Below are 26,081 nucleotides of genomic sequence, written 5' to 3' on the forward strand. Positions count from 1 at the left end.
CCCTGTTGAGATGACGAGGATTGGAAAAATTCGGGGCCGGGCGGCCCCAGGATGAGGTGACGGTATCAGACGGTGACGTTATCGGACGACGCGATCAGATGGCGTCGAGGCCCGTTTCGCCGGTGCGGATTCGAATGACTTCTTCCACATTGGATACGAAAATCTTCCCATCACCAATGCGGCCGGTTTGCGCTGCATTGCGGATGGCTTCGATCACAGCCTCCGCATTTTCATCCGCCAGCACCACCTCGACCTTCACCTTCGGCAGGAAGTCGACGACGTACTCGGCGCCCCTGTAGAGCTCGGTGTGTCCCTTCTGCCGCCCGAAGCCCTTCGCTTCCGTGACGGTTATCCCCTGCAGGCCGACCTCTTGAAGAGCTTCCTTCACTTCGTCGAGCTTGAAGGGTTTTATGATCGCTTCGATCTTTTTCATGAGAAAATGTCTCTCCGCTTCTCCCTTTAAAGCAGGTCGCGCCCGCTCGCCCTCCAATATGCATGTAGCGTGCCAATTTTATAGGGGAATGACGCGCTGATTGCGAAATTTCGCGGCACGAAGCGATGGGGTATCCGGGCCCGCCTCGCTCGCGGCCGCATTCTGCCTATTTTTTAACAAGCCTCATCCTCTTAAGTGAATGATCTAGCCGCAATGCGCCACGATTCGTGCTAAGTGCGTGTTATTTGAGCAACATTTACGTGCAAGTGCATAATTGTTGTGCACTTTGCTTATCTGTCGCTCGCCCTTGTCTTGCGGTCCCGACCGCGCTTAGATCGGCTCCATGAGTGACGCTCTCCAAGACATTCTCGTAACCCCGGCCGAGATGGCAGCCATCGACCAGGACGCTGCGCGTTCGGGCATCGATGGATTTTCGCTCATGCGCTCGGCAGGGATGGCCGTCTCGGCTGCCGCCTTGCGGCTCTTTCCGGCGGCGCGTCGTTTTGCCGTGCTTTGCGGGCCCGGCAACAACGGCGGCGATGGCTATGTGGCCGCGGCCGCTCTGGCGCGATGCGGCGCCAATGTCGTCGTCTTCGCGCTCGGCGACCCGGCGATGTTGAAGGGCGATGCGGCGCGCGCCCGTAACGCCTGCACGCTCGAGACAGGTGCTATCGCGGCCTATGAGCCGCAGTCGGGGGATGTCGTCGTTGACGCGCTCTTTGGGGCAGGCCTCTCGCGTGATTTGCCGGATGAGGCCCGCACAATCGTCGAGCGCGTGAATGAAAGCGGCCTGCCGGTCCTTGCGGTCGACCTGCCTTCGGGAATTGACGGGCATAGCGGAGAAGTGAGGGGCGCAAGCTTCATCGCCGCCCACACGGTGACGTTCATGGCAGCCAAACCCGGCCATCTGCTCATGCCGGGTCGCGCCCGTACCGGTACGTTGGAAGTGTTCGAAATCGGTATTCCGGCGCGGCTCGTTACGGCGCGATCCGGTGATTTGCGCGTCAACACGCCCGCGATTTGGAAACATCACGCTGCGTGCCTCGATCCGGGGACTCACAAATACAAGCGGGGCCATCTCGCCGTCCTTTCCGGCGGACAGATGTCGACTGGCGCTACACGCCTTTCGGCGGCGGCGGGCCTTCGTGCCGGTGCGGGCTTGGTAACGCTCGCCTCTCCGGCGGATGCGCTCGGGGTCAACGCCTCGCACTTGACGGCCGTGATGCTCAAGGAGATCAGGAATGCCGCCGATCTCGCCGATTGGCTCAAGGACAAGCGGCTGAATGCCTTCGTGCTCGGGCCCGGTTTCGGCGTTGGTAAGAAGGCGCGGGACTTCACCTTGATGCTGTGCGACCGGGCATTGGTTCTCGACGCCGATGGAATGACTTCGTTCCAGCAAGGAAGGAAGGAACTCTTTGAGGTGATAGCGGCGAGCGGCGGCGAGGTAGTGCTGACGCCGCACGAGGGGGAATTTGCCCGGCTCTTTTCGGAAATCGCCGCGGATGGCGCGCTGTCCAAGATCGAAAAGGCGCAGGCCGCCGCGAAACTGAGCCATGCCGTGATCGTCTACAAGGGACCGGATACGGTGATTGCCGCCCCCTCCGGCCGCGCCGTCGTTAACGCCAATGCGCCGCCCTGGCTTGCGACCGCGGGATCGGGCGACGTGCTTGCCGGCATCATCGGCGCGCATCTGGCGCAGGGAATGCCTGCCTTCGAGGCGGCGGCGGCCGCCGTCTGGCGCCACGGCGAGACGGCCATTCGCGCTGGCCGCACTGCCACGGCCGAGACCCTCGTCGAGAACATACCGCCGCTTGCGTGACCGGCAGCGGCGCGTGCCCCGAAAAGGCGCGCCGCGCTGAGATCATTTCATTGTTTCATCGAAACGGAGCAATGATCTAACTATTTGAAAGGGCGTAATTCCGGATGGAAAACGGTTACACACTTTTCCTGGAATTGCTCTAGCCGCGCGTACCCTTGGCGATCGGCTCCTGATAGGTAAAGCCCATGTCCCAGGGGAAATAGATCCAGGTGTCCTGGCTGACCTCGGTGACGAAGGTGTCGACAAGCGGGCGGCCCTTGGGCTTTGCGTAGACGGCGGCGAAATGTGCCTTGGGCAGCATGGCGCGGACTTCCGCGGCGGTCTTGCCGGTGTCGGTCAAGTCGTCGACGATCAGCACGCCTTCGCCCCCGTCCTTGGCGATCTCCGGCGAGATGCCCTTTAGCACCCTCATCTGACCCTGCGTGTCGTAGTCATGATAGGACGCAATGCAGACGGTTTCGATCATCCGGATATTGAGTTCCCGGGAGATGATGGCAGCCGGCACGAGGCCGCCGCGCGTGATGCAAACCATTGCGCGCCATTCCTGCCCATTGTCCGCCAGCCGCCAGGCGAGCGCACGCGCGTCGCGGTGAAACTGATCCCAGGAGACGGGAAAGGCTTTCTCGGGAAGGGACATATGCGGGGCTCCGGCTTCTCATTCAACGTCGATGCGGAAACGCCGCCGCGGGTCGACGTGTCAGGCGCGGCGCTTCCATGATTTGCACCATGCAATAGCGGCAAGGAAGCCAAGAGTGCAAGGGGTCGCTCGCACTGGGCGCGAGGCCGTCCTCCCGTGGTTTTCTCGACCCGCAGCCGAACTGCGAGCGATACATTCCAGCTACGCCTGGAACGGAAGTGTGGCGTGGGGTCCTAAGTGTTCTGCCGCGACCGGGAGATCGCCTCGATCATCGCCGCCACGTCGGCCTCGGCGGCAGCAAGTACGCCAGCGTCGCGTGCCCGGATGACAATGTCCGTCGAGAAGCTCCTGCCGTCGAATTTCGGATACGACCCGATGCTCGTGTCGGGATGATTCTTCTGGACTTCCGCCAAAGGCGCACCGATGTCGCCCTCGCCATGGGGAGAGCGAACTGTGCGGGAGAGAACGGGCGTGCCGGTCGTAAGGCTTGGCAGCAGGCTGTCGAGCATCGCCTGAAACACTTGCGGCACACCGGCCATGACATAGACGTTGTCGATCGCAAAGCCGGGCGCCGTCGATACGGGATTCGGAATATGCCTGGCGCCGATCGGCATCCGCGCCATCCGCTTGCGGGCATCGGTAAACTCCATGCCACGGCGCGCATACATGGCGCCAAGCAGTTCCATCGCGTTCGGATCATGGATGCACTCGACACCGAAAGCCTTCGAGATAGCGTCGGCGGTGATATCGTCATGCGTCGGACCGATGCCGCCGGAGGTGAAGACGTGGTCGTAGCGGCTACGGAGCGCATTGACCGCTTCCACGATTGCCTGTTCCTCGTCGGCTACGATGCGCACCTCGCGCAGATCAATGCCGACCATGGTCAACATGTCCGCAAGATGGCCGATGTTCTTGTCCTTGGTGCGGCCGGAAAGGAGCTCGTCGCCGATGGCGAGCATGGCGGCGGTGACGATCGTGGCGCTGGTCATTGGTACTCCGGGCGTGGCTCGAACCGCTCTGCACGGTCCGGTGGCGAATGGCTGAACAGGTGTCGGCCGCCCTGTTCCGGCGGCGAACTCACCGCATCGGCGAGGGTGTTCAAAACTGTCCCATCGCCGCCTTTTTGTGGTAACATCGCGCCGTCCGGCATGCAAATGCCACAGGCAAGAAGGAGCAGAAGGGGCTGTTCGGCGACAGCCCGGGTGGGGCAGGACATGTCCCTGAAATCCATGGGAGTGAAGAATGGTGCGGATCACTTATTCGATCGTTCCACACGACGGAGGCTGGGCCTACAAGGCCGCCGACGTGTACTCAGAGCCCTTTCCCAGTCGCGAGATGGCGCTGGCTGCCGCAAAGGCTGCAGCGGCCGAACAGCAGGTCGGCGGCGACGATGAGGAAATCAGCTTCCAGGATGAAAGGGGAGTCTGGCATTTTGAACACGCCGATGGGGGAGATCGACCTGAAGCAACCGTCGAGGATGGCTAAAGAAGTGTGTTGAAGGGCAGTGCCTACGGGCAGGGTTCGCCCTTGCCGTCCACGTACGCGGCGACTAACGCGACGGAGGATTTCCATGCATTACAGCGTTCAGATCTTCACCTGGACCCCTCGGGAAGGTGTGCATCAGGTGGGATCGGTAATCGAAGTCGATGCGCCCAATCCCAAGGCCGCGGCAGTATCCCTGCTCGGGCTGCGGCTTGACGACAAGGGTAAGTCGTCAAAACTCGCAGTTAGGGTCTGGCGAGGCGAAGACGCTAATAAGGCCGACTGCGATTGTTTTTACTATCATTGAGGCGAGCTTTTAGGAGCGGCGGCTGTGCGATTTACCTGATCGGTCTCCGCTCAGGTGCGTGTGCACTGCGGCCAGATGATCTGCATCAATCGGCGGCCCTTGCTAGCGCTCTTCTCTGCGCGTGGGAACGGCTTATCAAAGAGTGACCTGCCCGCAGGAGCAGCCGTTCATCACGCGTACCCGCCTGATATTCCTCGATCAGCATCCTGCCATATCGCTGTGCCTGGGCGCTCTCGCGAGGCCATCGGTACTCGCGGCACAGCCGGTCGAATACGCGCTGAAGCGCGTCGAGGTCTTCCGGAAGCAGAGGCACGGTGCTGGATGCTTGCAGTGGGCGCACGCCGGTATCCCCCAGTATTGAAGCGAGGACATTTTTTTGAGGCGGCTTACCTTGCCAGCAATGCGCGACGATTGAACCCCTGCCGAATCAGGGGTTGCATGAAATTTTAAGATCCTCTCCGTGCGCAGGCACATGGGAACCTTCGGAAATGTCCGGGGTTGAACGACTGAGAACAGGAAAGGATCGCGAATATGAGCAACCCCAAATACGACGATCTTACCGACCAGCCGATGCCATCGCCGACGTGGAAGCCGGAGCCCAGGGAAATGGATATGGATCCCCAACCCCTTCCGGATCAGGCAGCGGAGTCCGGCACCGAGGACGCCGACCAGCCGCCAGCGAGGAGCGGCATGTCCGAGCGCAGAGAGAAGCCGACGGAGGGAGCCCCTGAGGATGACCCGGTTCATCACACCGGTCGTGTTCCGCCAAAGGTGACCGACGATGAGGCCTGACCCTCTCGCTTCATAGCTCCACCCCGAAGCGCTTGGACGAACCGCTCGGCGACGTTAGGACTTTTGGCCGTGCCGCGTCGGACTAAGGTCCTATACATCTAACATGATGACACCCTAGTTTTTTGGGAGCCGCGGTAACACACCCACAAGAACCTAATTGTTTCAGAGCCAATTTAGAGCAGGGCCCGCCCGATGTTGTGGTGGGCTCTGCTTGAGGCTCGAGAGGCGTTTGCTTCACCGGGTCGGAAACGGCCGACACCGGCATCCCCTTCGGCTGAAACGGCAGGCCAGCGCAATTTCGCTTGGCCGGAACGACGCGCAGGGCTTGCCGCGACATTGGAGCCCCTTCTAATTGGCCGGACCCGACGAGGAGGGGTGATTCATGTTCTACGCGATCTTGGCCTATCACGAGGAAGAAGTGGTCGAATCCTGGACCAAGGAGGAGGATGCCGCTCTGATGACTGAGCTGCTCCAAATCAATGACCGTCTTGTCCGGGAGAAGCGTTTGGGGCCGGCCGCGCGGCTTGGCTCGACGCAGGGTGCCGTGACCTTGCGCGGCGATGGTGCAGGCATGGTCATCGACGGTCCGTTTACCGAGACCAAGGAGCAGTTGCTCGGTTTCTACGTTGTGGATTGCCCAACGATCGAGGCAGCAACAGCGATAGCGCGCGACCTGCGGCGCGCCAATCCGAGCGCGGTCTATGAAATCCGGCCGATCGTGCTCTATCTCCCCGGCGCGCCGCTGGAGGCCCTCGGACGAGAAATAGCGAGCTTTCACACACTATATTCGCAAAAATTGCAGCGCCCGTGCGGGGGAAGCACGGGCACCGCCTGCCACAGGTTGGGGGGACCTGCATGCCGCTCGGGGAGAGCGACACATAGTAAATCATGTAATGCTAATATTGTTCCGTGACGGCAGCCCGGACGGACTGCCCGTTCTCCATTCGGGCCGATGCTCGAAACAAAACCAGTTCGGCTCGGCCCCGCCGCTATCGAAGCCGAAGGCGCCCCACTTCTTGCAGCCGGGATGCTCGCAGTAATGGACGTAAAGGCTTGGGTCTTTACGGGGCACTGCGCCTCTTTCGTCGCTCATCATGCGCTCCCTACCGTCGCCGGTCCACGCGGTCACGGGTGAAACCGCGGGTGCACGCACTGAAAACCCTTTAAATGGCCGCCACTTCGTAGGTGGATGTTCTTATTATGTTCGAATTTCACTGAGACTCAATGCAGCATTCTCGGGTCGGGGCGGGCGAGCGTGGCGCCTCTTTCCGGCTGTGCGTTTAAACGCATTTCCATCACATATTCTTCAGTCAGATCCATCAACGCGAGCGCGATTTCCTGCCACGACCAGCCCGCGCGTTCGGCGATACCGGTCAGCGCTTGAAATTCGCAGTCAATCGCACGCTGACATTCAAGCTGGCGCTCAGGATGGTCGTCGTGGACAGTTGGTGCAACGATCTTCGACATCGTTCCTCCTATCTGGAGCTGAAACTCCGGAAAGTACCTGACAGTTCCACGCGAGAGCCGAGGAACAAGGGCTCGCCTGACGCGGCCCCTCCGGAACCGACCGGAGCGATGAGGGCTTTGTCGGACTCAATGGCGCGATAGATTCGTGACGAAGACGCGGGCCGGAAATATCGGGCGGAAGAAGCGGTCTCACCCAACCGGCGCTCGTCGCCTGGCTCGACATGGCTTAGCCGAATGAGGGCAGCATCCTTCAAAGGTTATCAGGGGGAGGGCGCGAAAGATGCCATGGTCCGAGATCAATAGCGGCATCAATGCGGCAAGGAGGCGTTCGCTGGAACGTCTTGGCGACACATTTTGCAAGAGACGAGGGAGGAGCTGCAAAACATTTCCTTGACTGAATCGGCTAAGTAATTGATCAAAACGCCGGGCGGACGTGGCGAAACTGGTAGACGCAAGGGACTTAAAATCCCTCGCCGAAAGGCTTACGGGTTCGATCCCCGTCGTCCGCACCAAGCCTGCGAGCATACCGCTCTACCGGTTCGCGGTCATAGGCGAGAGGGGTTGGCGGAGCGTGCTGTCCGATCGAGTGCCGGTGATTGTCGGCAGCTCTCAAGGTGCGGCGATTTTGAATGGCTGGTCGACGCTTGCGCTCTTGCCGCTGTTTATGTCGTTGAAACGGAAGCGCAGAATATAGTCGCCGGCAGGGGCGCCGGTGACATCGACCGTCAGGGTCGCGTAAATTTCCTGATTGCGCAGGTAGCCCTTGAAGGTGAAATCGCCGAATGCCTTCTGGCCGGCAAGAATCTCTCCCTTCGGATTGAGGATGTCGAAATCGACCGTGAACCGCGTCTCGAGCTTGCCCTTGTCGTTTGCCTCTTTCCAGGTCAGCCCTACAGGCTCGACATAGGACACCAGCGCCTCTCCGGTCTTGAAGACCGGCTCGGGCTTCGGCTCGTACATGGCGTAGCCAGCCGGATCACCGATGACGAAGACAGCCTTGCCGATCGCGAAGGGCAGCGTTTGCGAGAAGTCGCTCATCGCCTGCCGCAGCGTTTCCCGCGCGCCGGCCGCGTCGCCGGAGCTCGCCTGCTTTTCCGCCCTGGCCGCGGCATCCGCCAGCGGTCCGGCCTGTACGGCAAAGTGGGTCGAAGCGAAAGTCGCAGCGGTGAGCGCCAGAAGCAGGAGTCGCTGTTTCGGCATAACGTTTCCCCAATGCCCGAACGCTCAGAGACTTTCGGCATTTGGCATGGGGAGTCAAGATAAGGCTGCGCCGGCAGCGGCCGTTACTGCTTCCAGAAGATTGGGGTCAGAATAACGAGGACAGTCAGCACCTCGAGGCGACCGAGCAGCATCATGAGCGACAGCAGATAGAGCTCGGGATCCGCAAGCGTTGAGAAATTTCCGATGGGGCCGATGATGCTGCCAAGGCCCGGGCCGACATTGGAGAGGCAGGTGATCACGGCTGAGACGGACGTGACGAGATCGTAGCCAAAAGCCGCCATCGCCAAGCTGCCGAAAACCCACAGGAGGATATAGGTAATGAAGAACAGGAAGATGGCGCGTTGCGCATCGGCATCGACGGTGTTGCGGCCATATCGAACCGCATAGATGGCATTAGGATATACGAGCTTGTTGAGGCCTGATCGTATCGCGTTGAAAAGGACGATGAACCGATAGGCCTTGATACCGCCCGCGGTCGAGCCGGAGCATCCGCCCATGAAGGTGGCGATGAACGCCGCCATGACGACGAAGGGCCCCCACAGACTGTAGTCTTCGCTGGTATAACCGGTGGTTGAAAGGATCGAAGTGACATTGAAGAAGGAATATGTCAGCGCGAGGTGAAAATCGACGCCGTTTGCAAGCCGGTGGTAGATCGCGACGGCCAGGGAAAATACGACAAGATAGCCAAGGAAGACGACGATCTGCGGGTCGCGCAACGCGTCAAGCCGGCCGCGCGCGACGAACACGATAAGGATCGAAAACGGGAGGCTGCACAGCGTCATGAAGAACGTGCTCACCCACAAGAGCGGGAGGCTACCGAAATAGGCGAAGGATGCATCGTGGGTCGAGAAACCGCCGGTCGCGACAGTCGTCATCGCGTGGTTGATCGCGTCGAAGCGGTTCATTCCGGTCATGCCGTAGCCGATTGCGCAGAGGAGGGTGATCGTCACGTAGACGGCTAGGAAGGCGCGGCTGAAGGTTGCGAGGCGGGCAAATGGTTTGTCGCTCGTGTCGGAGGATTCCATCTTGAAGAAGGACATTCCTCCGACGCGCAGGTAGGGGATGATGAAAAGACCGAGGACGACGACGCCTATGCCGCCGAGCCAGCAAAGCAGCGAGCGCCAGAGCAGGAGACCTGGCGGCGCATCGTCGAGGCCCACGATCACCGTCGAGCCGGTGGTCGTGACCGCCGATACGGACTCGAAGAACGCCTGGGCGAAATCGAGCTTCATCGAGGAAAGCCAGAGCGGGATCGCGCCGATGACGGAAAAGGCGAGCCACAGCACGTTGACCAGCAGGAAGCCGAATTTCTTCGAGAACGGCGGCGGACCAGAGCGGGTCGCCATGAAGGTTGCAGCCGAAAAGCCGCCGACGATGAAAGCCGTAACCGCAAAGACCTGCCAGTCCGGATGGCCGTAATAGAGATCGATCAGCGCCGGAAGAAACATCGCAGCGGAGAGGTAGAGTCCCAGGATCGCCGCGATATGGACAGCGTGCCGGATCAGATTTGCATTCAAGCGTGATTTCCCGGAAGCGATTATCGATGGGTCGGCCATCGTCCAGACGGGCGCGATACTGCCGCGCATCCTTGATTCGTGTCAAATCAATGGTCTCGGGCGCAACAATGTGCCATAGCCACCGCCATCGGCAAACTCAACGAATGATGTCACGTTATGAAGCAGGATGTTGAAAACGCGGCGGCGGCAATGCGCGAGATCTTTCCGGCAACGCCGCTGCAGCTCAACGAGCACCTGAGCGCCCGCTACGGCGCCACGATCTTTCTGAAACGCGAGGATCTCTCGCCGGTTCGATCCTACAAGATCCGCGGCGCCTTCAATTTCTTCCGGAAGGCGCTGGGCTCCGGGGCGGCAGGCAAGACGTTCGTATGCGCCTCCGCGGGCAATCACGCGCAGGGTTTTGCCTTCGTCTGCCGGCATTTTGGTGTGCCGGGCGTCGTGTTTATGCCGGTGACGACGCCCCAGCAGAAGATCGACAAGACGCGCATTTTCGGCGGCGAATTCATCACGATCCGTCTCGTCGGGGATATCTTCGACCAGTGCTATCAGGCGGCGCGCGACCATGTCGAAGCGATCGGCGGCGTCATGGTGCCGCCCTTCGATCATGCTGATATCATCGAGGGCCAAGCGACGGTTGCGGCGGAGATTGCCGAGCAGTTGGCGGACGGCGTGCTGCCCGATCTCGTGGTGCTGCCCGTCGGCGGCGGCGGGCTAGCGGCCGGCGTCACCGGGTATTTCGATGGCAGCCTTTCGGCCGATCGCTTCATCTTCTGCGAACCGGCGGGTGCTCCAAGTCTGCGGCGGAGCCTTGAAAGCGGCAGCGTCGTCACGCTCGATCAAGTGGATAACTTCGTCGACGGCGCGGCGGTGGCGCGCATTGGCGATCTCAACTTCGCGGCACTCGAGGCATTCTCGCCGGAGCAGGTGATGCTGCTGCCCGAGAACGCGATCTGCCTGACGATCACCGAGATGCTGAACGTCGAAGGCGTCGTTCTGGAGCCGGCCGGCGCGTTGTCTCTCGCGGCGCTTGAGGCGCTTGGTCGCGACAAGCTCGAAGGCAGGACCGTGGTCGCCGTCGTTTCCGGAGGCAATTTCGATTTCGAGCGCCTGCCGGATGTGAAGGAGCGGGCCATGCGCCACGCCGGATTGAAGAAATACTTCATTCTGCGCATGGCGCAGCGCCCCGGCGCCCTTCGCGATTTCCTCAATCTGCTGGGCGAAGAAGACGACATCGCACGCTTCGAATATCTGAAGAAGTCCGCCCGCAATTTCGGTTCCGTCCTCATCGGCATCGAGACCAAGCATGCGGAGAATTTTCCGGACCTGAAGCAGCGTTTCGACGCGGCAGGGCTGCGCTATCAGGACATTACCGACAACGAGATCCTCGCCAACCTCGTCATCTGATCCGGCATCGTTTTCAGCGATGAACTTTGGCTTTGACAGCCTCGGCGGGCACAGCTAACTGTGAAGCATGGCATCGTTCTTCTCGAAACTATTCGGCTTTTCCGGCGGCTCTGAGAAGCAGGTACAGCCTGCGGCGGGAAAGACGGAGACCTATGCGGACTGCCTGATCCGTGCCACGCCGATGCGCGAGGGCGCGCAATACCGGCTCGCGGGCAGCATCGAAAAGGCCATGCCCGACGGCGCGACCAAGGTGCGCAATTTCATTCGGGCCGACCTCTTCACCTCGGAGCAGGACGCCATCGATTCGGCGCTGCGCAAGGGGCGACAGATCATCGACGAGCAGCGCTCGATGCTCTTTTCCGACGACGCGCAGTCCCGCTCGGTCTGACGCGATCGGCGATAATCGTTTGCGTCCGGTAGGTTGACGCCGTTTGTTCATGCGCTCCATTAGCTTTGACAGCTCTCGCGGCCGGCCGGGCGCTATCAGAAATGGCGCCGGGCCGCGGCCTCTCAAAGCTTGATGCGAAACCGCGCGAAGCCATCGGCGCCGTCGCCGGCATCTTCGATAGCCACCGCCTTGACCTGCGACAGGAACTCCCGCGCCTTCGGGCTGCTGTCGAAGAGCACGCTCGTGTCCTTAAGCGGTGCAAATTTCCAGTTCGAATCGGCTGACGGGTTGATCGTCCCCTGGTCGAGAATGTAGCGGACGATCACGTCGCGGTTGGTGTCTGGCGCGACGAAGACCACCTTGTCGGCAGCGATCTCCGGAAAATGGCCGCCACCGCCGGCGCGGTAATTGTTGGTCGCGACGACGAACTTCTGACCAGGATCAATCGCCTTGCCGGCGAATTGCAGGTCGCGAATGCGGTTTGCCTGCGGGTTCACAAGATTGCCGTCCTTGTCGAACTTCGGCGGCTGCGAGAGGTCGATCTGATAGGTGACACCATCGATGACGTCGAAATTGTAGGACGGGAAATCACCGTTGATCAGGCTCGCGTCGATCGATCCCGGAGCGATCCGGTTGAAGATGCCGGCGGACATTTCGAGCCAGTTCAGCACCTGCTCACCGGTGATCACGACCGCCTGCACCGTATTGGGATAGAGGTAGAGATCGGCGACGTTCTTGATGGCGATGTCGCCCGCCGGAACGTCGGTATAGTAATCCGCGCCGCCGCGCCCGCCGGCCTTGAACGGAGCGGCCGCGGAAAGCACCGGCAGATCCTTGTGCTCGGTGTCCTTGAGCATGTCGCGGATATACCAGGTCTGTGCCTGGCTGACGATCTGCACGGACGGGTCGTCGGCGACGAGGGCGAAATAGGAGTAGAGTGGCGCCGAAGTCCTGCCGACGGGCGTGCGAACATAGGCGAGTGTCGCGTCATGATCCTTCTGCGCAGCCGCAAGCACCTCCGGCTTGTCGCCGACTTCGGCGATCACCTTCTTCCCGTCCCGCCGAAAGATCGGCCGTGCCTCGCTGGTGGAGCCGATCACGCGCCATTCGCCGCCATCGCGTTCGAGCATGAGATCGATCAGACCGAGATGGGAGCCCCAGAAACCGCCCATGACGCCGGGCTTTCTGGAAATCAGCCCCTTGGCGTTGTCGACGCCGGCAAAACCGTCGAACTTGGGTCCGGGAAAGTCGAGGTGGCTGTGGCCGGTGACGATCGCGTCGATGCCGTCAATCGCCGCCAGCGGCACCGATGCATTTTCGAGATTCTCGGCATAGGCCTGCTGCCGATGCCGGAGTGGGAGAGGGCGATGACGATATCGGCGCCTTCCTCGCGCATCTGCGGCACCCAGGCTTCAGCGGTCTTGACGATGTCGCGCGCATTGGCCTTGCCCTCGAGATTTTTGGCATCCCAGGTCATGATCTGCGGCGGCACGAAGCCGATCAGGCCGATGCGGATCGGATGCTCCTGGCCGGCGCCATCCCTGACCTTTCGATCGAGGATGACGTAGGGCTTGAGGAAAAGCGCGTCCTGGCGCGGAGTGGCAGCAAGCCCGCCCTTGGTCAGATTGGCGCAGACGATCGGAAAATTCGCGCCGTGGAGGACATTGAACATGAAGTCCAGGCCGTAATTGAATTCGTGATTGCCGAGCGTGCCGCAATCGTAGCCGAGCACGTTCATCGCGGCGATGATCGGATGCATGTCGCCTTCCTTCATGCCGCGTTTGTAGGCGATGTAGTCCCCCATCGGATTGCCTTGAAGGAAATCACCATTGTCGACGAGGATCGTGTTCGTCGCCTCAGCCCGGATCTCATCGATGATCGAGGCGGTGCGAGCGAGACCGAGCGTGTCGTTCGGCTTGTCTGCGTAGTAGTCGTAAGGGAACACGTGGACGTGCAGATCGGTCGTTTCCATGATCCGCAGATGCGCCTGGTCAGCGCTTGCGCGGGCGGAGAAGGGGTGAAGGACCACGAGAGCCGAGGAGGCGGCCAGGCCACCGAGCAAGGCGCGGCGCGAGATAGGATGCGGGACGATCGTCTTTTGCATAATGCTCTCCGTGTTCAAACGCCTTTTTGAGATGCATGGAAACGCTGGAAGCCGCTCTCGTGGGTGGCCGATGCAACTTGACCGGGGGGCACTATGGCCGAATGCCTCCGCGTGGCAAAGCGGTGGATTCTTGCCTGCTCTTTTCGCGCGTCGGGGCTTAGGTAAAGCTTTCTTCAATTTCTAACTTTAAGGGAGGGCTAGATGAAAGTGGAAAGCCTCGCACGCGCATGTCAAATCCTAATCTCCTGCTCTTCTTCGGCGAGGCGCTCGTTTATGTCGCGGTGATGATAGGGCTTCTGCACTTGCGGGCGCGGGTGGGGCTCGGCGTCTTCATTGCAGCCCTCGGCGTCATGCACTTCCTTGAGACCTATCTCGCAGCAGTTTTCTACGTCCAGTTGCCGTTCGGCGTGATTTCTCCGGGCTCGGCCGTACTCTTTTCCGGCAAGCTGATGATGATCCTTCTCCTTTACGTGAAGGAGGATGCCGCGACGGTTCGCCAGCCGATCTACGGCTTGCTCGCCGGCAACTTTCTGACCGTTGCGTTGAGCCTGCTTTTGAGGCGGCATGATACGGTCGCCATCATTCCGAACCGTTTCGCCGACATCGCTTTCATCGACGAAATGGGATGGCTGATGGTTTGGGGCACGACGCTTCTCTACTTCGATTCACTCATCATCATCCTGCTCTACGAGAGGCTGGGGCGGTGGCTGCGCCGATTCGTGACGATCAGGTTCCTGGTCTGCGGCGTGGCCGTGCTGACGTTCGACCAACTGGGCTTCTATGCGGCACTTCGCTTCGTGAACGGTGCGCCCATGGACGTATTCTGGGGCGGATGGATGGCGAAGATGATGGCGGCGCCTTTCTTTGCCGCTGCCATCGGCTTTTACCTCAACGCCTCGCGTCATCCGTTCCTTGCGATTTCCGACCGCTCCTTGGGGGATATCTTCAACGATCTGACTTTCCGCGAACGCTACGAGGATCTGCTGTCCCGTTCCGGTCAGGATACTTTGACTGGCGCGCTTGATCGTGGCCGATTCGAGGGGGAAGGCCAGCAGATGATGCGCGACGCGGTTGCGCAAAATGCTCCCGTCAGCCTGATGATCATCGATGTTGACCATCTCAAGGGCATCAATGACCAGTTCGGTCATCCGGAAGGCGATCGCGTACTGCGCAAACTGGTCGAAACGGTAAGGACGAAGCTTCGGCCCACGGACCGCCTGTTCCGCTATGGCGGCGAGGAATTCGTCGTGCTCTGTCCGGGGCTCTCTTATGGCGATGCGCTCGCGCGCGCCGAAGACATACGACTTGCCGCCTCAGCTCTGGTTTCGACCTCGAACGGCCATCCGGTGACCGCCAGCATCGGGCTTTCATCGACGCTCGCCGACGGCGCGGGGATTCGCGAGTTGCTGTCCACGGCGGACGTTCGCCTCTATGCCGCGAAAAGCGCCGGCCGCAATCGGGTGGTGGGACGCTGATCTTTCTGGTTCAGATCCCGACATTGGGGCGATCGATGACCTCGCGAAGCGAGAAGCTCGAATTGATCTTCACCACATGCGGCAGCGCCGACAGCCAGTCGCGGTGGATGCGCTCGTAGTCCTCCAGATCCTTCGCCGCTACGCGCAGGATGTAATCGTATTCGCCGGACATCAGATAACAGACGAGCACATTGGGACAGAGCTTCACGGCCGCCTCGAATTCGGCGAGCGTCTTGGCGAACTGGCCGGAAAGCGAAATGTGCACGATGACCATGATCTTGTAATCGAGCGCCTTGTGCGCAATGCGGGCATGATAGCCGGCGATCGTCCCGGATTTTTCGAGAATGTCGACGCGCCGGGAACAGGCCGACGGCGAGAGGCCCACCTTTGTCGCAAGATCCGCATTGGAGATCCTGCCGTCCTGCTGGAGAATGCGCAGAATCGAACGATCAATAGCATCGAGGTCGCTCATCCGTGCTTTCCTTCAAAATTCCACCCGTCCGCGCAATAATCTACGAAAGCAATGCACGGAGAGGCACCTCTTTGCAAGGACATTCGCATGGCCATCTGTTTTGCTGGACTCCTTGATCAATGCGGCGGAAAGCCCACAGATAGGAGAGGAACGCGAAGATGCGTGTCGGTTGCCCGAAGGAAATCAAAAACCATGAATACCGTGTCGGCCTGACGCCCGGATCGGTCCGGGAATACGTCGCCCATGGACACGAAGTGATCGTGGAAACGAAGGCCGGGGCGGGGATCGGGGCGGACGACGATGCCTATCGCGCCGCGGGCGCCAGGATCGTTCCGACGGCGAAGGAAGTGTTCGAAAAGTCGGACATGATCGTCAAGGTCAAGGAGCCGCAACCTACCGAATGGGCGCAACTGCGCGAAGGCCAGATCCTCTACACCTATCTTCATCTCGCGCCGGATCCGGATCAGACCAGGGGGCTGCTCAATTCGGGTGCTACGGCCGTTGCCTATGAGACGGTGACGGATGAGCGCGGCGGTCTGCCGCTGCTGGCGCCGATGTCGGAAGTGGCTGGCCGCTTGGCTATCCAGGCCGGTGCCACCTCGCTTCAGAAGGCGAATGGCGGCCGCGGCATCCTGCTCGGCGGCGTGCCGGGCGTGCTTCCCGCCAAGGTCGCGATCATCGGCGGCGGCGTCGTCGGCCTGCACGCGGCCAAGATGGCCGCCGGTCTCGGCGCCGACGTCTCGATCCTCGACCGCTCGATCCCGCGCCTGCGCCAGCTCGACGACATCTTCAACGGCCGCATACATACGCGCTACTCGACGATCGACGCTTTGGAGGAGGAGGTCTTTTCGGCCGATCTGGTAATCGGGGCCGTTCTCATTCCGGGCGCTGCTGCGCCGAAGCTCGTTACGCGCGAGATGCTGTCCGGCATGAAAAAGGGTGCCGTTATCGTCGATGTTGCGATCGACCAGGGCGGCTGCTTCGAGACTTCACACGCGACGACGCACTCCGAGCCGACCTATGAAGTGGATGGCATCGTGCACTATTGCGTGGCGAACATGCCGGGTGCGGTACCGATCACGTCCACCCACGCGCTCAACAACGCCACCCTTTACTACGGCCTGCAGCTCGCCGACCGCGGCCTCAAGGCGATCGCCGAAGACCGGCATCTGCGCGCCGGTCTCAACGTTCACAGGGGACGCGTGACCAACGCAGCCGTCGCTGAAGCGCTCGGCTACGATGCTCACGCGCCGGAGGCAGTACTCAACGTCGCCTGATTTTTCTGGCGACCGACCTGGCGCTTTCGCGCCAGGTCCCTCCTCAATCAGCCTCGATGCGGCACTGGTAGCAGTTATACTTCGCCGAGCGGACATGCACGAAGGCCACCTCCTGCTGCGTCAGCAATTCCCCGGCACGTTGCGCGAGATTCTCCGCAGGTACGATCCCGCCGGTTCCATAGACGATGCGTTCGTCCGCGCCGTATCCACGCAGCAGGTATTCCTTGCTGGATCCGAGAATGGGCGGCAGGGAGCGCCCGTCGTGACCTGGGCATTTTTCGGCATGCAGGAAGATCGGCCCCGTCTCGGCGTAAGCCTGCACTGACGAAAACGGCCGATAGGCGAGGATCAGATAGGGCTCGCCTCTTTCGACATTGCGGAGGCAGTGCCTGCACGGGACGCCGTCGCCGTCCGAGATGTCCCGGTTTGGCAAGTTCCCATAGGCATCGCGGCCGCCTTGCTGCAGCCGCTCCGCCTCACCGTCGGACATCGCAATGTAGCGCAGATTCATCGCACCTCTCCTGATACTTGCTGGATCTTGGTGGAGAGGATGCGCCCTATGGTCTCGCGGCGACACCCGAAACTTGCTGCCGGGTCCGGCGTAGAGAACGACGCCTGCAGCTCCCGCTTACACCCGGAGCCAGCATTATCCGGGGCGCATCAGAGCTTCTTCGCAAACGCGAGCAACTCGTCGTCGCTCAGCGGGTTTACGGTCGCCTCGCGCGTCGCGACGGGTGAAAAGCCGAACTGCTGATAAAGCTGCAGGGCGCGGGGGTGATCGAGGCTGTTCGTCGTGACCTTGACCTTGCTGGGATTTACCGCCCACGCCTCGAACAACGCCTGCAGCAGGAACCACTTGCCGAGCCCGAGGCCAAGGGCATGTTCCATGAGTCCGAAATGGGTGATTTCGATAGCGTCGTCGTCCAATTGCTGCAGTTCGAAGAACCCCGCGGGCGCGCCGTTGACGTAGAGCACCGTGATCGTCGTGCGCTTGTCGTGGAGAATGGCCGCCAATTCCTCGTCGTTCATGCGCAGGCGTTCCGCCCAGTGCCAGCGCTTGCCGACGCGCAGATAGAGGAAGCGATAATAGGCGAGCGGAATATCCGACACGCGCAAGATCGCCGTATGTATGTTGATCGGCATAGGCAGGCTCTGCTTCGGCGGTGACGTCATTTCGAGTTCCGTCACTTGCGCCGTTAACGCCTCAGGCTTCGATCCTTGCATGATTCTCACTCTCTACCGGTTGCGACCGGCGTGTCAGACCGCCCGCCCCATTCGGACCAGGAGCCATCATAGAGCGTATTGTCGCTATGTCCCAAGGATTGAAGCGCAAGAGTGATGATGGCGGCGGTCACACCGGACCCGCAGGTGGTTACGACCGGTTTCGACAAGTCGATGCCCGCATCCGCAAACGTGCGGCGCAACGCATCGAGGCTCTTGAGCTTGCCGTTTTCGGAGAACGCACCGGACGGCAGGCTCTTGGCGCCAGGCATATGGCCCGACCGCATCCCCGCGCGCGGCTCCGCCTCCTCGCCGGCGAAGCGTCTGGCGCTGCGCGCATCGGCAATCTGGGCAAGCCGATTCTCGACGATGTCCCTCATGCGCTCGAATGACGTGATTGCCTCCGGATGGAAGCTCGCGTTGAAAGCCCGGGGGGCCGGCGTGGGTACCTCGGTGGTCGTCGGCCGACCTTCTGCCTTCCATCCATCCATGCCGCCGTCGAGAACGAAGACGTTCCTAGCGCCCATGATCCGGAACATCCACCAGACCCGTGGCGCGGTAAAGATGCCTGGGCCGTCATAGACGACGATCGTGTCGTCCTCGCCAATGCCCATTGCGCCAACTGCTTGAGCGAACGCCTCGGGGGAGGGTAGGGTGTGCGGAAGGCCGCTCGTCTGGTCGGCGATTGCGTCCTGGTCGAAGAAGACCGCCCCAGGAATGTGCGCGGCCTTGTATTCGGCCTTTGGATCGCGGTTCTGTGCCGGCAGGTACCAAGCTGCATCAACGATCTTGATCGACGGATCGCCGAGACGCTGTTCGAGCCAGTCCGCGGAAACGACAAAGCTGCTTTTGTTTTCACCTGTGTCATTCATTGTCGTCACCCCATTGCAGCGTCGCGCGTCCATTCGCCAACGCCGTTGTACCACATTGAATCGCTTCAGAATTCCCTAACTTGAGAGCAACTGGCTAATGATCTAGACGGAGGTCCGATTCTCCGGCGCACCGAACCGTATCCGAAAACGCCGGTTCTCCTTGCCCTTCTTCTCGATCTTGGCGATATGGATCGCGCCCACTTCCTGCGTCTCGGAAACATGCGTTCCGCCACAGGGCTGGCTATCCACGGACGAATTCTCCCCGATGCACACGAGGCTCACGCGGCCAAGACCCATCGGCGGGCGGACATTCTTCGACTTGACGATGCCAGGATTGTCGGCGAGTTCCTCGTCGGTGATCCACTGTACGTAGACCGGATGGTTCTCCTCGACGAGCTTCATCAGTGCCGCCGTGACCTGATCCTTGTCGATCGTTTCGCCCATATCGAAATCGACGCGGCTCTCCTCTTCGCCGACGGACGCGCCCGTAATCGGAAACGGGCAAACGACCGACAGCAGGTGACAGGCCGTGTGCATGCGCATCAGCCGGTATCGGCGCGGCCAGTCGATGTGCAGGACGAGCTTCTCGCCGACGGACGGCGTCGGCTGTCCATCGGCGGGAATATGAACGATGATGTCCTTGGTCGCGCCATGCCGGGTATCGGCAATCAAGATGCGGCTGCCGTCTTCCCGCTCGAGGAACCCCGTATCACCCGGCTGCCCGCCCGATGCGGCGTAGAAACAGGTCTGGTCGAACTCGATCCCCCCGTCGTCGAGGATTGCCGTCACCCTTGCTTCGCAGGTCGAAAGATAGAAATCGTCGCGGAAGAGGGCGGTCACGGTCCTGGTCATGGCAAGGTTCTATCCGACTGGTTCGTAAGGCACGGTGATGGTCGAAGTCGTCTTCAGCCAGGAGGGAAGCGGCAGTCCTTTCGAGCTCAGGAAATCCGGGTTGAAGAGTTTCGACTGATAGCGGTTACCATAGTCGCAGAGGATCGTCACGATCGTATGTCCGGGCCCGAGGTCCCGGGCGAGTCGGACGGCGCCGGCAATGTTGATGCCGGTCGAGCCGCCGACGCAGATGCCTTCTTTTTCAATGAGATCGAAGACGTAGGGCACGGCTTCGGAATCGGGAATCTGATAGGCGAAATCGGGCGTGAAGCCTTCGAGATTGGCGGTGATTCGGCCCTGTCCGATGCCCTCCGTGATCGAGCTGCCGCTCGCCTTGAGTTCGCCATGGGCATAGTAGTTGTAAAGTGCTGCCCCTTCCGGATCGGCAATACCGATCTTGATCGCCGGGTTCCTCGCACGCAATCCCTGCGCCACGCCGGCAAGCGTACCGCCAGAGCCGACGGCGCAGATGAAGCCGTGAACCTGGCCGTCGGTATCGCGCCAGATTTCCGGCGCTGTCGATTCCACGTGCGCGTCACGGTTGGCGACGTTGTCGAATTGATTTGCCCAGATGGCACCGTTCGGCTCGGTCTTGGCGAGCTCGGCCGCCAGTCGGCCGGAAATCTTCACGTAGTTGTTCGGGTTCTTGTAGGGGACGGCCGGCACTTCGACCAGCTCCGCACCGAGCAGGCGCAGGGCATCCTTCTTCTCCTGGCTCTGCGTCTCGGGGATCACGATGACCGTGCGGTATCCGAGCGCGCTGCCGACGACGGCAAGGCCGATTCCGGTGTTGCCGGCCGTTCCTTCGACGATCACGCCGCCCGGCCGCAACTGTCCGGCTTTCTCCGCCTCGCGGATGATCCAAAGTGCGGCCCGGTCCTTCACCGACTGCCCGGGATTGAGAAACTCCGCTTTGCCGAGGATGGTGCAGCCGGTGGCTTCGGAAACGGCCTTGAGCCGGATCAGCGGTGTATTGCCGATGGCTTCGAGCACGGACGGAAGAACACGCATGTTAGTAAACCTCACGCTGGACGGAAAAAACGCCGGGCTTCAGCCAAGCATTAACCTCGACGAACGGCAAGCCGATAAACATTTGGATTAAGAGCAGGATCGCCGAAATATTGGCGTCTTTTCGGCTCACTCTATGAAACAGGCAAGAAATAGCGTTTCGCAGCTTTCCTGTCCCGGGCAAAAATCGTCTCCGCTGTCAAATCGACGGGCGGAAGTGGAGAGTGCGGGCCAGGTGCTTGCCGTCGGAGAGGTTGGACCGGCCGATACTGCGCCGGCCCTGATGGAGAAGACCCCGTCGACGCGCGAGGATGAAATGACGACCGTATTTACCGCCCGCCCCGAACATGGACTGGTATGGATCACCGGGGCAAGCTCCGGCATCGGACGAGCCGTTGCGCTCCGGCTTGTGGAAGAAGGATATTCGGTGGTCGTTACGGCGCGCAGCCATGACAAGCTGGTCGCGCTGCAGCATGAGGTAACTGGCCCCGGCAAGATTGTCGTCCTCGACGGCGATGTTACCGATCCCCGTGACATGGATCGGCTGGTAGCGGCGATCGAATACGAGCACGGGCAGGTGGCGCTCGCCATTCTCAATGCCGGGGTTGTCATCCCGGTCCGCGGTGACGACCTGCACCGTGAGGACTTCGACAAGACTCTTGCCGTCAACCTTCACGGCGTCGTCAATTGCCTCATACCCGTCGTCGAGCACATGAAGGCTAAGGGACAGGGGCAGATCGCCATCATGTCTTCGGCGGCCGGCTATGGCGGCGTGCCGATGAACGCGGCCTATGGCGCAAGCAAGGCGGCTCTGATCAACATGGCGGAAAGCCTCAAGTTCGACCTCGATCGCATCGGAATCCGCCTGCAGCTGATCTGTCCCGGCTTTGTCGACACCGAACGAGCGGCAAAGAGCGGCATTTCACGGCCTGCTTTGGTAAGCGTCGAAGAAGCGGCGGAGCAAATAAGCCTTGGGTTGAAGTCTTCGCGCTTCGAGATCACTTTTCCGAAGCGCTTTACCTATGTCGTCAAACTGCTGCAGCTCCTGCCCTACAGCGCCTATTTCGCCCTGCTCAACTGGCTGGTGCCTTGGCGGGACGTGGTCGCCGCCGCACCGAAGAACAAGCAGTCCGGTTCCGATGGGCAGTCGCGTCAGGCGGTATGAAGCACGAGTACTGCGCCGAAGATCAGAGACAGACCGACCCAACCGATCGGTTTCAGCCGATGCCCGAAAAAGAAGCGGCCGCAGACGGCCGTCCCGAAAATGCCCGTCGCTCCGAGAACGGCATAGGCAATGGCAAGGTCCATGCCCTTGACCGCTTCCGCGAGCAGCGCGAAGGCGGCAAGCACCAGAAGAATCGAAAGCGCGCCCCAGCCGCGGCGGGCAAAGCCATTCGACTTCGTCGAGGCAAGGTTCGCCGCGACGTCGAGAATGCCGGCCATCACGGCGAGGGCGAAGGAGAGGCCCGGCGCGCTCAAGAGGCTGCTCCTTCAGCCGCTTCCTCTTTGTCGCTATCGCCCGCATTGACGAGCAGGATGCCCGCGACAGCCATCGTCAGACCGAGCATTTCGCGTCCGCTGAGCACATGGCCGAAAACGAATACCGAGACGAGCGTGATGAGGGCGACGCCGGACCCTTCCCAGATCGCATAGGCGACGCCGACCGGGATCGTCTTCACCGCTCTTGCCAGAAAGATGTAGGAGAGGGCGATCGAGGCATAAATGACCGCGTGCCCGAAGTAGGAGCCGGATGCGGAGGCCGCCTTCATGACCGTAAGGCCGACGACCTCGGTTACGACGGCGAGCATCAGGAAAAGCCAGGCAAGAGGCATGAGGAAACCTTGGCAAACGAAAAGAGCCATTCGGGCCTTCGCCGCGAATGGCTCTTTGGAAACTGGCTCCCCGGGCCGGATTCGAACCGGCGACCTATCGATTAACAGTCGAGTGCTCTACCGCTGAGCTACCAGGGATCATCTGCGCCGCAGAAGTGAGGCTGCTAATACAAATGCTTTTTCGATTTGCCAAGCGGTTTTTCAAAAAAAATCGCCGGCGGCAGTTGTCAGCCTGTGGAGGAGGCACCAACTCAGGAGGGACACGAAAGAGGACTGATGGCAAAAGCAGAGAAAAAAAGGCATTTCGGCATCGATCCGCAGACGCATGAGATCGTGCTCGGCAAGTGGCGGATCAAATTGCCCGACTCGCCCGCCTTGCGCATGCTGGTCGGCTCGCTCCTCATCGTCGGCGGCGTGCTCGGCTTCCTGCCGGTGCTGGGCTTCTGGATGATCCCCATGGGTCTGCTCGTGCTGTCGCACGATATTCCGATCGTGCGCCGCTGGCGGCGTAAACTCGCCGTTTGGTGGGCGCGCCGGCGAGGCACGCAGAATTCGTCCGGCGGATCCTGACGAGATGGGCAAGGCGAGAGGTGGGGCGGGTCGAATAGTGCCCAATTGAGCAGTCGGCCAGCTTCTTGAACGACGTCCTCTGCAAATTCGGTCTTGCGTCGCGCGATTTCGTATCTACAGCGAGCGGCACTCACTACAGCGCCGCGCGTCCGATCGGACGCGCAAAGGTCCCTGTGGCACTTCGAGTTGCTCCATGGTTTTAATCTTAAATCGATTTCGATTTAAGGAACCATGCAGTAACAGCTTAGCGGCTTCCGTTAAGGCATAATTTACCATGAGGGACCGCAGCGAAACTCTTCCCGGCTTGCTGCCCTGTTTTGTGCACATTCGGCGCACCAAGATGCGGGATGGATAAAGCAGGCCTCGCATTTCTGGCGCTTATATTCGTGCTCATCGCTCTCGTGATGAGCATCCTAGCTGTCGATCGACCAGCGATGGAGGCGCCGCAGAATAGGCCCGCACTCGTTCCCGCCAACTCGGCTTACCCGTGAGCTGGACGACCTTTCGCCCTACAGCGCCGCGCGTCTTATCAGCCGCGCAAAGGTCGAATTTAGGAGACATGCGGCAGAACGACGAGTCTCGAGCGAGTGGCTAACACGGTTGCCTGCATGCCGCCGACCATACAGCGAAGGGAAAGCAAGCGGTTATTCGGAATAAAAAAGACCCTATTCAGAATGAACCCTCTTGCGGTTTCCGGGCAATCATTCTAAATCCGCGCCACGACTTGGGAATTCAAGTCAGAGAGGCCTCGTGGCGGAGTGGTGACGCAGAGGACTGCAAATCCTTGTACCCCGGTTCAATTCCGGGCGAGGCCTCCAAAGACACATCTAACTGTTGATTCGCTGGGCAAAAACTTCGCCTAAATCCACCCCACTTTCGGGCGGCTGTGGCATTTTGTTCCCGTTTTCGTCGGTTGGACCTTTGCTCAAGGCCAATAGCTGGTTGCCTATTCCATTCCAGTCGATCCTAGCCACCGCAAGCATTGCATGATCGCTATTGACCGGCCTGACGACCTGCAAAGATCAGCGCACTTGTGTTTGCGCGGCCGGCAGATAGACCTTGGAGGTGACACTCTCTCCCTCGGTCAAAGAGGCCCCGACCAGTAGATAGGCCGATATTGCGAGGACTGAGAGCAACAGAATGCTTACTGGCAGCCCCGCTGAGGCGTGATGTTCCGGTCCTCGGTAATTTCTTCCAGTCATGATGACGAACTCCACTCTATACAAACGAAAACGACCCATCGATGCAGCGGTTCCTGCAACGATGGTTGGACCCGGTAACAAAGTTTGAGGTGTCGTAACGAGCTGGCATTATACCATGCTGGCCGACGCACTGGCGGGTGCTGCGGAGTTATCCATTCCACATGTTCACGGCCTGTTCGTAGCTATTTCAGGCAAACTCGACGGGGCAGTTGCTGAGCTCGGTTTCATCATTCATCCGGCGTCGAGAGGCTTCAGCCAAAATCTGGATCCCGCCACCTGGCATGCAGCTGGCATCGGTGGTCTGGAATGAAACCAAGAAGATCCCTAGGCGGTGGTTGCTGACCGCAGGAGATTACTGCATGTTTCCTTTAATCGCGCCCGATTAGGGGCAAAAACATGCAGAAATTCAAAGCGCTGCAACATTCTTTGTGCGTCTGAAGGGACGCACGGCGCTGTGGCACGGCAGTCGACTTTGAGAAATGGCGAGTGTCCAGCGAGCGCTGAGCCCCCAATGCGCGCTAGTGATAACGCCGGATGAGGCCGATGAGCTTGCCCTGGATCTTGACCCGGTCGGGCCCGAAGATACGCGTTTCGTAGGCCGGGTTCGCCGCTTCGAGCGCGATCGATGCACCCTTTCGACGGAACCGCTTCAGTGTCGCTTCCTCGTCGTCGATCAGGGCGACGACGATATCTCCCGGATTGGCCGTGCTTGCGTTTCTGATGATGACCGTATCGCCGTCGAGGATGCCGGCCTCGATCATCGAGTCGCCCTTGATCTCGAGCGCATAATGTTCGCCGTTGCCGATCATTTCGATCGGTACCGAAATGTCGTGCGTATTGTTCTGGATTGCCGAAATCGGGACGCCCGCAGCAATTCGGCCCATGACGGGAACGGTGACCGATGCGGTCTCCGCCGCCGGCGCCGGCTTCGGCGTGATGGTCGGCGCCGCGGGTGGCTTGCCCCGGCTTCCCTCGATCACGCTCGGCGAAAAACCACGCCGAACCTGCGCGGCGCCAGTATAGGCTTCCGGCAGCTTGATGACCTCCAGGGCGCGGGCGCGATTGGGTAGCCGGCGAATGAACCCGCGCTCCTCGAGTGCGGTAATCAAACGGTGGATGCCTGACTTCGACGCGAGATCCAGCGCGTCCTTCATTTCATCGAAGGACGGCGGGACCCCGGACTCCTTCATTCGCTCGTGAATGAACAGAAGCAATTCCTGTTGCTTGCGGGTCAGCATGGCGCGTCACTCCAGAATCGCGAAACAAATCAAGAACAGAAACTATCTGTTCCATATGTGTTCCGCAAGTGCCTAAAATTCCGTGAATTTCGCCGACAGTTAAAGCGCCGAAACCGGCCCGAAAGCGCGCGGCAATGTATCGGTAAAAGAATGTCTGAAACTCCGAGGGCGGGCTGCCCGTCCCCTTGCTTTTTCTTGGCGTGGTTCGCGCACGAGGGTCCCCGCGTGGCGCTAGTAAGCGAGACGCAGGCCGCCCGGGCTCAAGACGTCGAAATCAGGCTCCGGATAGGGGCCATACCACTGGGTGTAAGTCGTGTTGGTCGAGCCGGTGCTTGCACATCCCGAAAGTGTGGAAAGCGCGATTGCCGCGGCTGCAATCAGGAATTTAAGAGGCATGGTGTTCTCCACTCGCGGGAGTTGCCAAGACCCTCGAACGGGGTCAGACTAAGACT

The 26,081-nt window shown here is 60.5% G+C and carries 29 protein-coding genes, 3 tRNA genes and 2 pseudogenes; 14 read left to right on the plus strand and 20 right to left on the minus strand.

Translation table 11 applies throughout. The features are described from left to right. Positions 1 to 94 precede the first annotated feature (94 nt). The gene (locus AYK65_RS08060; RefSeq protein ID WP_003528058.1) at positions 95 to 433 is read right to left on the minus strand and encodes a P-II family nitrogen regulator; all 339 of its coding nucleotides are present in this window, start codon (positions 431 to 433) and stop codon (positions 95 to 97) included. 343 nt (positions 434 to 776) lie between these two features. Here AYK65_RS08060 and AYK65_RS08065 point away from each other — a divergent pair, with 343 nt between their 5' ends. Next, a complete protein-coding gene (locus AYK65_RS08065; protein WP_046120969.1) occupies positions 777 to 2,252 on the plus strand; it encodes a bifunctional ADP-dependent NAD(P)H-hydrate dehydratase/NAD(P)H-hydrate epimerase in 1,476 nt (491 codons plus the stop codon). Between the two features lie 139 nt (positions 2,253 to 2,391). Here AYK65_RS08065 and gpt read toward each other — a convergent pair whose 3' ends face one another. Beyond that, positions 2,392 to 2,889, minus strand: coding sequence for a xanthine phosphoribosyltransferase (gene gpt, locus AYK65_RS08070; protein ID WP_026614148.1), 498 nt, complete (start codon positions 2,887 to 2,889; stop codon positions 2,392 to 2,394). 233 nt (positions 2,890 to 3,122) lie between these two features. After that, positions 3,123 to 3,878, minus strand: coding sequence for a competence/damage-inducible protein A (locus AYK65_RS08075; RefSeq protein WP_046120968.1), 756 nt, complete (start codon positions 3,876 to 3,878; stop codon positions 3,123 to 3,125). A gap of 253 nt (positions 3,879 to 4,131) precedes the next feature. Between AYK65_RS08075 and AYK65_RS08085 the strand changes: the two genes are divergently transcribed. Continuing rightward, on the plus strand, positions 4,132 to 4,374 hold the full coding sequence (locus AYK65_RS08085) for a DUF2188 domain-containing protein (RefSeq protein WP_026614146.1): 243 nt from the start codon (positions 4,132 to 4,134) through the stop codon (positions 4,372 to 4,374). Positions 4,375 to 4,459: 85 nt separating this feature from the next. Further along, positions 4,460 to 4,678 carry a hypothetical protein gene (locus AYK65_RS08090; protein WP_026614145.1) on the plus strand — a complete coding sequence of 73 codons (219 nt, stop codon included), beginning with the start codon at positions 4,460 to 4,462 and terminating at the stop codon, positions 4,676 to 4,678. Positions 4,679 to 4,763: 85 nt separating this feature from the next. Here the strand turns inward: AYK65_RS08090 and AYK65_RS33610 are convergent, their stop codons facing one another. Further along, a complete protein-coding gene (locus AYK65_RS33610) occupies positions 4,764 to 5,018 on the minus strand; it encodes a hypothetical protein (protein ID WP_077068087.1) in 255 nt (84 codons plus the stop codon). 191 nt (positions 5,019 to 5,209) lie between these two features. On the opposite strand from AYK65_RS33610, the gene AYK65_RS08100 reads away from it, so the two are divergent. Continuing rightward, positions 5,210 to 5,470 carry a hypothetical protein gene (locus AYK65_RS08100; protein ID WP_046120966.1) on the plus strand — a complete coding sequence of 87 codons (261 nt, stop codon included), beginning with the start codon at positions 5,210 to 5,212 and terminating at the stop codon, positions 5,468 to 5,470. Between the two features lie 382 nt (positions 5,471 to 5,852). Continuing rightward, positions 5,853 to 6,221: pseudogene (locus AYK65_RS08105) on the plus strand (YciI family protein); the annotation flags it as partial. Between the two features lie 135 nt (positions 6,222 to 6,356). Here AYK65_RS08105 and AYK65_RS32900 read toward each other — a convergent pair. After that, complete coding sequence (locus AYK65_RS32900) at positions 6,357 to 6,563, minus strand: hypothetical protein (RefSeq protein ID WP_081158159.1); 207 nt, start codon at positions 6,561 to 6,563, stop codon at positions 6,357 to 6,359. Positions 6,564 to 6,691: 128 nt separating this feature from the next. Then, a complete protein-coding gene (locus AYK65_RS08115; protein WP_046120965.1) occupies positions 6,692 to 6,937 on the minus strand; it encodes a hypothetical protein in 246 nt (81 codons plus the stop codon). Positions 6,938 to 7,364: 427 nt separating this feature from the next. Here AYK65_RS08115 and AYK65_RS08120 point away from each other — a divergent pair. Beyond that, a tRNA-Leu gene (locus AYK65_RS08120) sits at positions 7,365 to 7,449 on the plus strand. A 97-nt stretch (positions 7,450 to 7,546) separates the two neighbouring features. Here the strand turns inward: AYK65_RS08120 and AYK65_RS08125 are convergent. Then, complete coding sequence (locus AYK65_RS08125) at positions 7,547 to 8,137, minus strand: hypothetical protein (RefSeq protein ID WP_026614141.1); 591 nt, start codon at positions 8,135 to 8,137, stop codon at positions 7,547 to 7,549. 83 nt (positions 8,138 to 8,220) lie between these two features. Next, a complete protein-coding gene (locus AYK65_RS08130; RefSeq protein ID WP_026614140.1) occupies positions 8,221 to 9,675 on the minus strand; it encodes a TrkH family potassium uptake protein in 1,455 nt (484 codons plus the stop codon). A 156-nt stretch (positions 9,676 to 9,831) separates the two neighbouring features. Between AYK65_RS08130 and ilvA the strand changes: the two genes are divergently transcribed. Both ilvA and AYK65_RS08140 read left to right on the plus strand, forming a co-directional pair. Further along, the gene (gene ilvA, locus AYK65_RS08135; protein WP_026614139.1) at positions 9,832 to 11,079 is read left to right on the plus strand and encodes a threonine ammonia-lyase; all 1,248 of its coding nucleotides are present in this window, start codon (positions 9,832 to 9,834) and stop codon (positions 11,077 to 11,079) included. 67 nt (positions 11,080 to 11,146) lie between these two features. Then, entirely contained in the window at positions 11,147 to 11,467 is a 321-nt protein-coding gene (locus AYK65_RS08140; RefSeq protein ID WP_046120964.1) for an HlyU family transcriptional regulator, read from the plus strand. Between the two features lie 122 nt (positions 11,468 to 11,589). On the opposite strand, the pseudogene AYK65_RS08145 reads toward AYK65_RS08140, so the two are convergent. Next, positions 11,590 to 13,571, minus strand: a pseudogene (locus AYK65_RS08145) (bifunctional 2',3'-cyclic-nucleotide 2'-phosphodiesterase/3'-nucleotidase). A 227-nt stretch (positions 13,572 to 13,798) separates the two neighbouring features. On the opposite strand from AYK65_RS08145, the gene AYK65_RS08150 reads away from it, so the two are divergent. After that, entirely contained in the window at positions 13,799 to 15,046 is a 1,248-nt protein-coding gene (locus AYK65_RS08150; RefSeq protein ID WP_026614136.1) for a GGDEF domain-containing protein, read from the plus strand. Positions 15,047 to 15,056: 10 nt separating this feature from the next. On the opposite strand, the gene AYK65_RS08155 is transcribed toward AYK65_RS08150, so the two are convergent. Continuing rightward, the gene (locus tag AYK65_RS08155; RefSeq protein ID WP_026614135.1) at positions 15,057 to 15,518 is read right to left on the minus strand and encodes an Lrp/AsnC family transcriptional regulator; all 462 of its coding nucleotides are present in this window, start codon (positions 15,516 to 15,518) and stop codon (positions 15,057 to 15,059) included. Between the two features lie 158 nt (positions 15,519 to 15,676). On the opposite strand from AYK65_RS08155, the gene ald reads away from it, so the two are divergent. Continuing rightward, the gene (gene ald / locus AYK65_RS08160) at positions 15,677 to 16,795 is read left to right on the plus strand and encodes an alanine dehydrogenase (RefSeq protein WP_046120963.1); all 1,119 of its coding nucleotides are present in this window, start codon (positions 15,677 to 15,679) and stop codon (positions 16,793 to 16,795) included. Positions 16,796 to 16,838: 43 nt separating this feature from the next. On the opposite strand, the gene AYK65_RS08165 is transcribed toward ald, so the two are convergent. The 5 genes from AYK65_RS08165 to AYK65_RS08185 all read right to left on the minus strand — a co-directional run bounded on the left by AYK65_RS08165 (position 16,839) and on the right by AYK65_RS08185 (position 20,790). Beyond that, entirely contained in the window at positions 16,839 to 17,306 is a 468-nt protein-coding gene (locus AYK65_RS08165) for a DUF1203 domain-containing protein (RefSeq protein WP_046120962.1), read from the minus strand. A 149-nt stretch (positions 17,307 to 17,455) separates the two neighbouring features. Further along, positions 17,456 to 18,019: a GNAT family N-acetyltransferase gene (locus AYK65_RS08170; protein WP_026614132.1), complete on the minus strand. Its 564-nt coding sequence runs from the start codon at positions 18,017 to 18,019 to the stop codon at positions 17,456 to 17,458. A 5-nt stretch (positions 18,020 to 18,024) separates the two neighbouring features. Then, positions 18,025 to 18,888 carry a 3-mercaptopyruvate sulfurtransferase gene (gene sseA / locus AYK65_RS08175; RefSeq protein WP_081158160.1) on the minus strand — a complete coding sequence of 288 codons (864 nt, stop codon included), beginning with the start codon at positions 18,886 to 18,888 and terminating at the stop codon, positions 18,025 to 18,027. Between the two features lie 102 nt (positions 18,889 to 18,990). Then, positions 18,991 to 19,740: an alanyl-tRNA editing protein gene (locus AYK65_RS08180; RefSeq protein WP_081158161.1), complete on the minus strand. Its 750-nt coding sequence runs from the start codon at positions 19,738 to 19,740 to the stop codon at positions 18,991 to 18,993. Positions 19,741 to 19,749: 9 nt separating this feature from the next. Next, positions 19,750 to 20,790: a cysteine synthase A gene (locus tag AYK65_RS08185; protein ID WP_081158162.1), complete on the minus strand. Its 1,041-nt coding sequence runs from the start codon at positions 20,788 to 20,790 to the stop codon at positions 19,750 to 19,752. Between the two features lie 313 nt (positions 20,791 to 21,103). On the opposite strand from AYK65_RS08185, the gene AYK65_RS08190 reads away from it, so the two are divergent. Further along, on the plus strand, positions 21,104 to 21,952 hold the full coding sequence (locus AYK65_RS08190) for an SDR family NAD(P)-dependent oxidoreductase (RefSeq protein ID WP_081158170.1): 849 nt from the start codon (positions 21,104 to 21,106) through the stop codon (positions 21,950 to 21,952). Here AYK65_RS08190 and AYK65_RS08195 read toward each other — a convergent pair. The 3 genes from AYK65_RS08195 to AYK65_RS08205 all read right to left on the minus strand — a co-directional run bounded on the left by AYK65_RS08195 (position 21,940) and on the right by AYK65_RS08205 (position 22,757). Next, positions 21,940 to 22,266 carry an SMR family transporter gene (locus tag AYK65_RS08195; protein WP_046120959.1) on the minus strand — a complete coding sequence of 109 codons (327 nt, stop codon included), beginning with the start codon at positions 22,264 to 22,266 and terminating at the stop codon, positions 21,940 to 21,942. The two genes, AYK65_RS08190 and AYK65_RS08195, sit on opposite strands and share 13 nt — an antisense overlap. Continuing rightward, positions 22,263 to 22,619, minus strand: coding sequence for an SMR family transporter (locus AYK65_RS08200; protein ID WP_046121041.1), 357 nt, complete (start codon positions 22,617 to 22,619; stop codon positions 22,263 to 22,265). The genes AYK65_RS08195 and AYK65_RS08200 overlap by 4 nt, the downstream gene beginning before the upstream one ends. Positions 22,620 to 22,682: 63 nt before the next feature. After that, positions 22,683 to 22,757, minus strand: a tRNA-Asn gene (locus tag AYK65_RS08205). Between the two features lie 138 nt (positions 22,758 to 22,895). On the opposite strand from AYK65_RS08205, the gene AYK65_RS08210 reads away from it, so the two are divergent. From AYK65_RS08210 to AYK65_RS31565, 3 genes are all read left to right on the plus strand, one after another. Continuing rightward, positions 22,896 to 23,189 carry a membrane protein gene (locus AYK65_RS08210; protein ID WP_046120958.1) on the plus strand — a complete coding sequence of 98 codons (294 nt, stop codon included), beginning with the start codon at positions 22,896 to 22,898 and terminating at the stop codon, positions 23,187 to 23,189. A 744-nt stretch (positions 23,190 to 23,933) separates the two neighbouring features. Beyond that, positions 23,934 to 24,007, plus strand: a tRNA-Cys gene (locus tag AYK65_RS08215). A gap of 499 nt (positions 24,008 to 24,506) precedes the next feature. After that, positions 24,507 to 24,701, plus strand: coding sequence for a hypothetical protein (locus tag AYK65_RS31565; RefSeq protein ID WP_026614124.1), 195 nt, complete (start codon positions 24,507 to 24,509; stop codon positions 24,699 to 24,701). A gap of 208 nt (positions 24,702 to 24,909) precedes the next feature. Here AYK65_RS31565 and lexA read toward each other — a convergent pair whose 3' ends face one another. Both lexA and AYK65_RS31570 read right to left on the minus strand, forming a co-directional pair. Further along, on the minus strand, positions 24,910 to 25,629 hold the full coding sequence (lexA, locus tag AYK65_RS08225; RefSeq protein WP_026614123.1) for a transcriptional repressor LexA: 720 nt from the start codon (positions 25,627 to 25,629) through the stop codon (positions 24,910 to 24,912). Positions 25,630 to 25,860: 231 nt separating this feature from the next. Continuing rightward, positions 25,861 to 26,025 (minus strand): hypothetical protein, encoded by a 165-nt coding sequence (locus tag AYK65_RS31570; protein WP_139015649.1) that lies wholly within the window; start codon positions 26,023 to 26,025, stop codon positions 25,861 to 25,863. Between the last annotated feature and the right edge of the window lie 56 nt (positions 26,026 to 26,081).

The organism is Ensifer aridi (assembly GCF_002078505.1).
GTDB lineage: Bacteria > Pseudomonadota > Alphaproteobacteria > Rhizobiales > Rhizobiaceae > Sinorhizobium > Sinorhizobium aridi.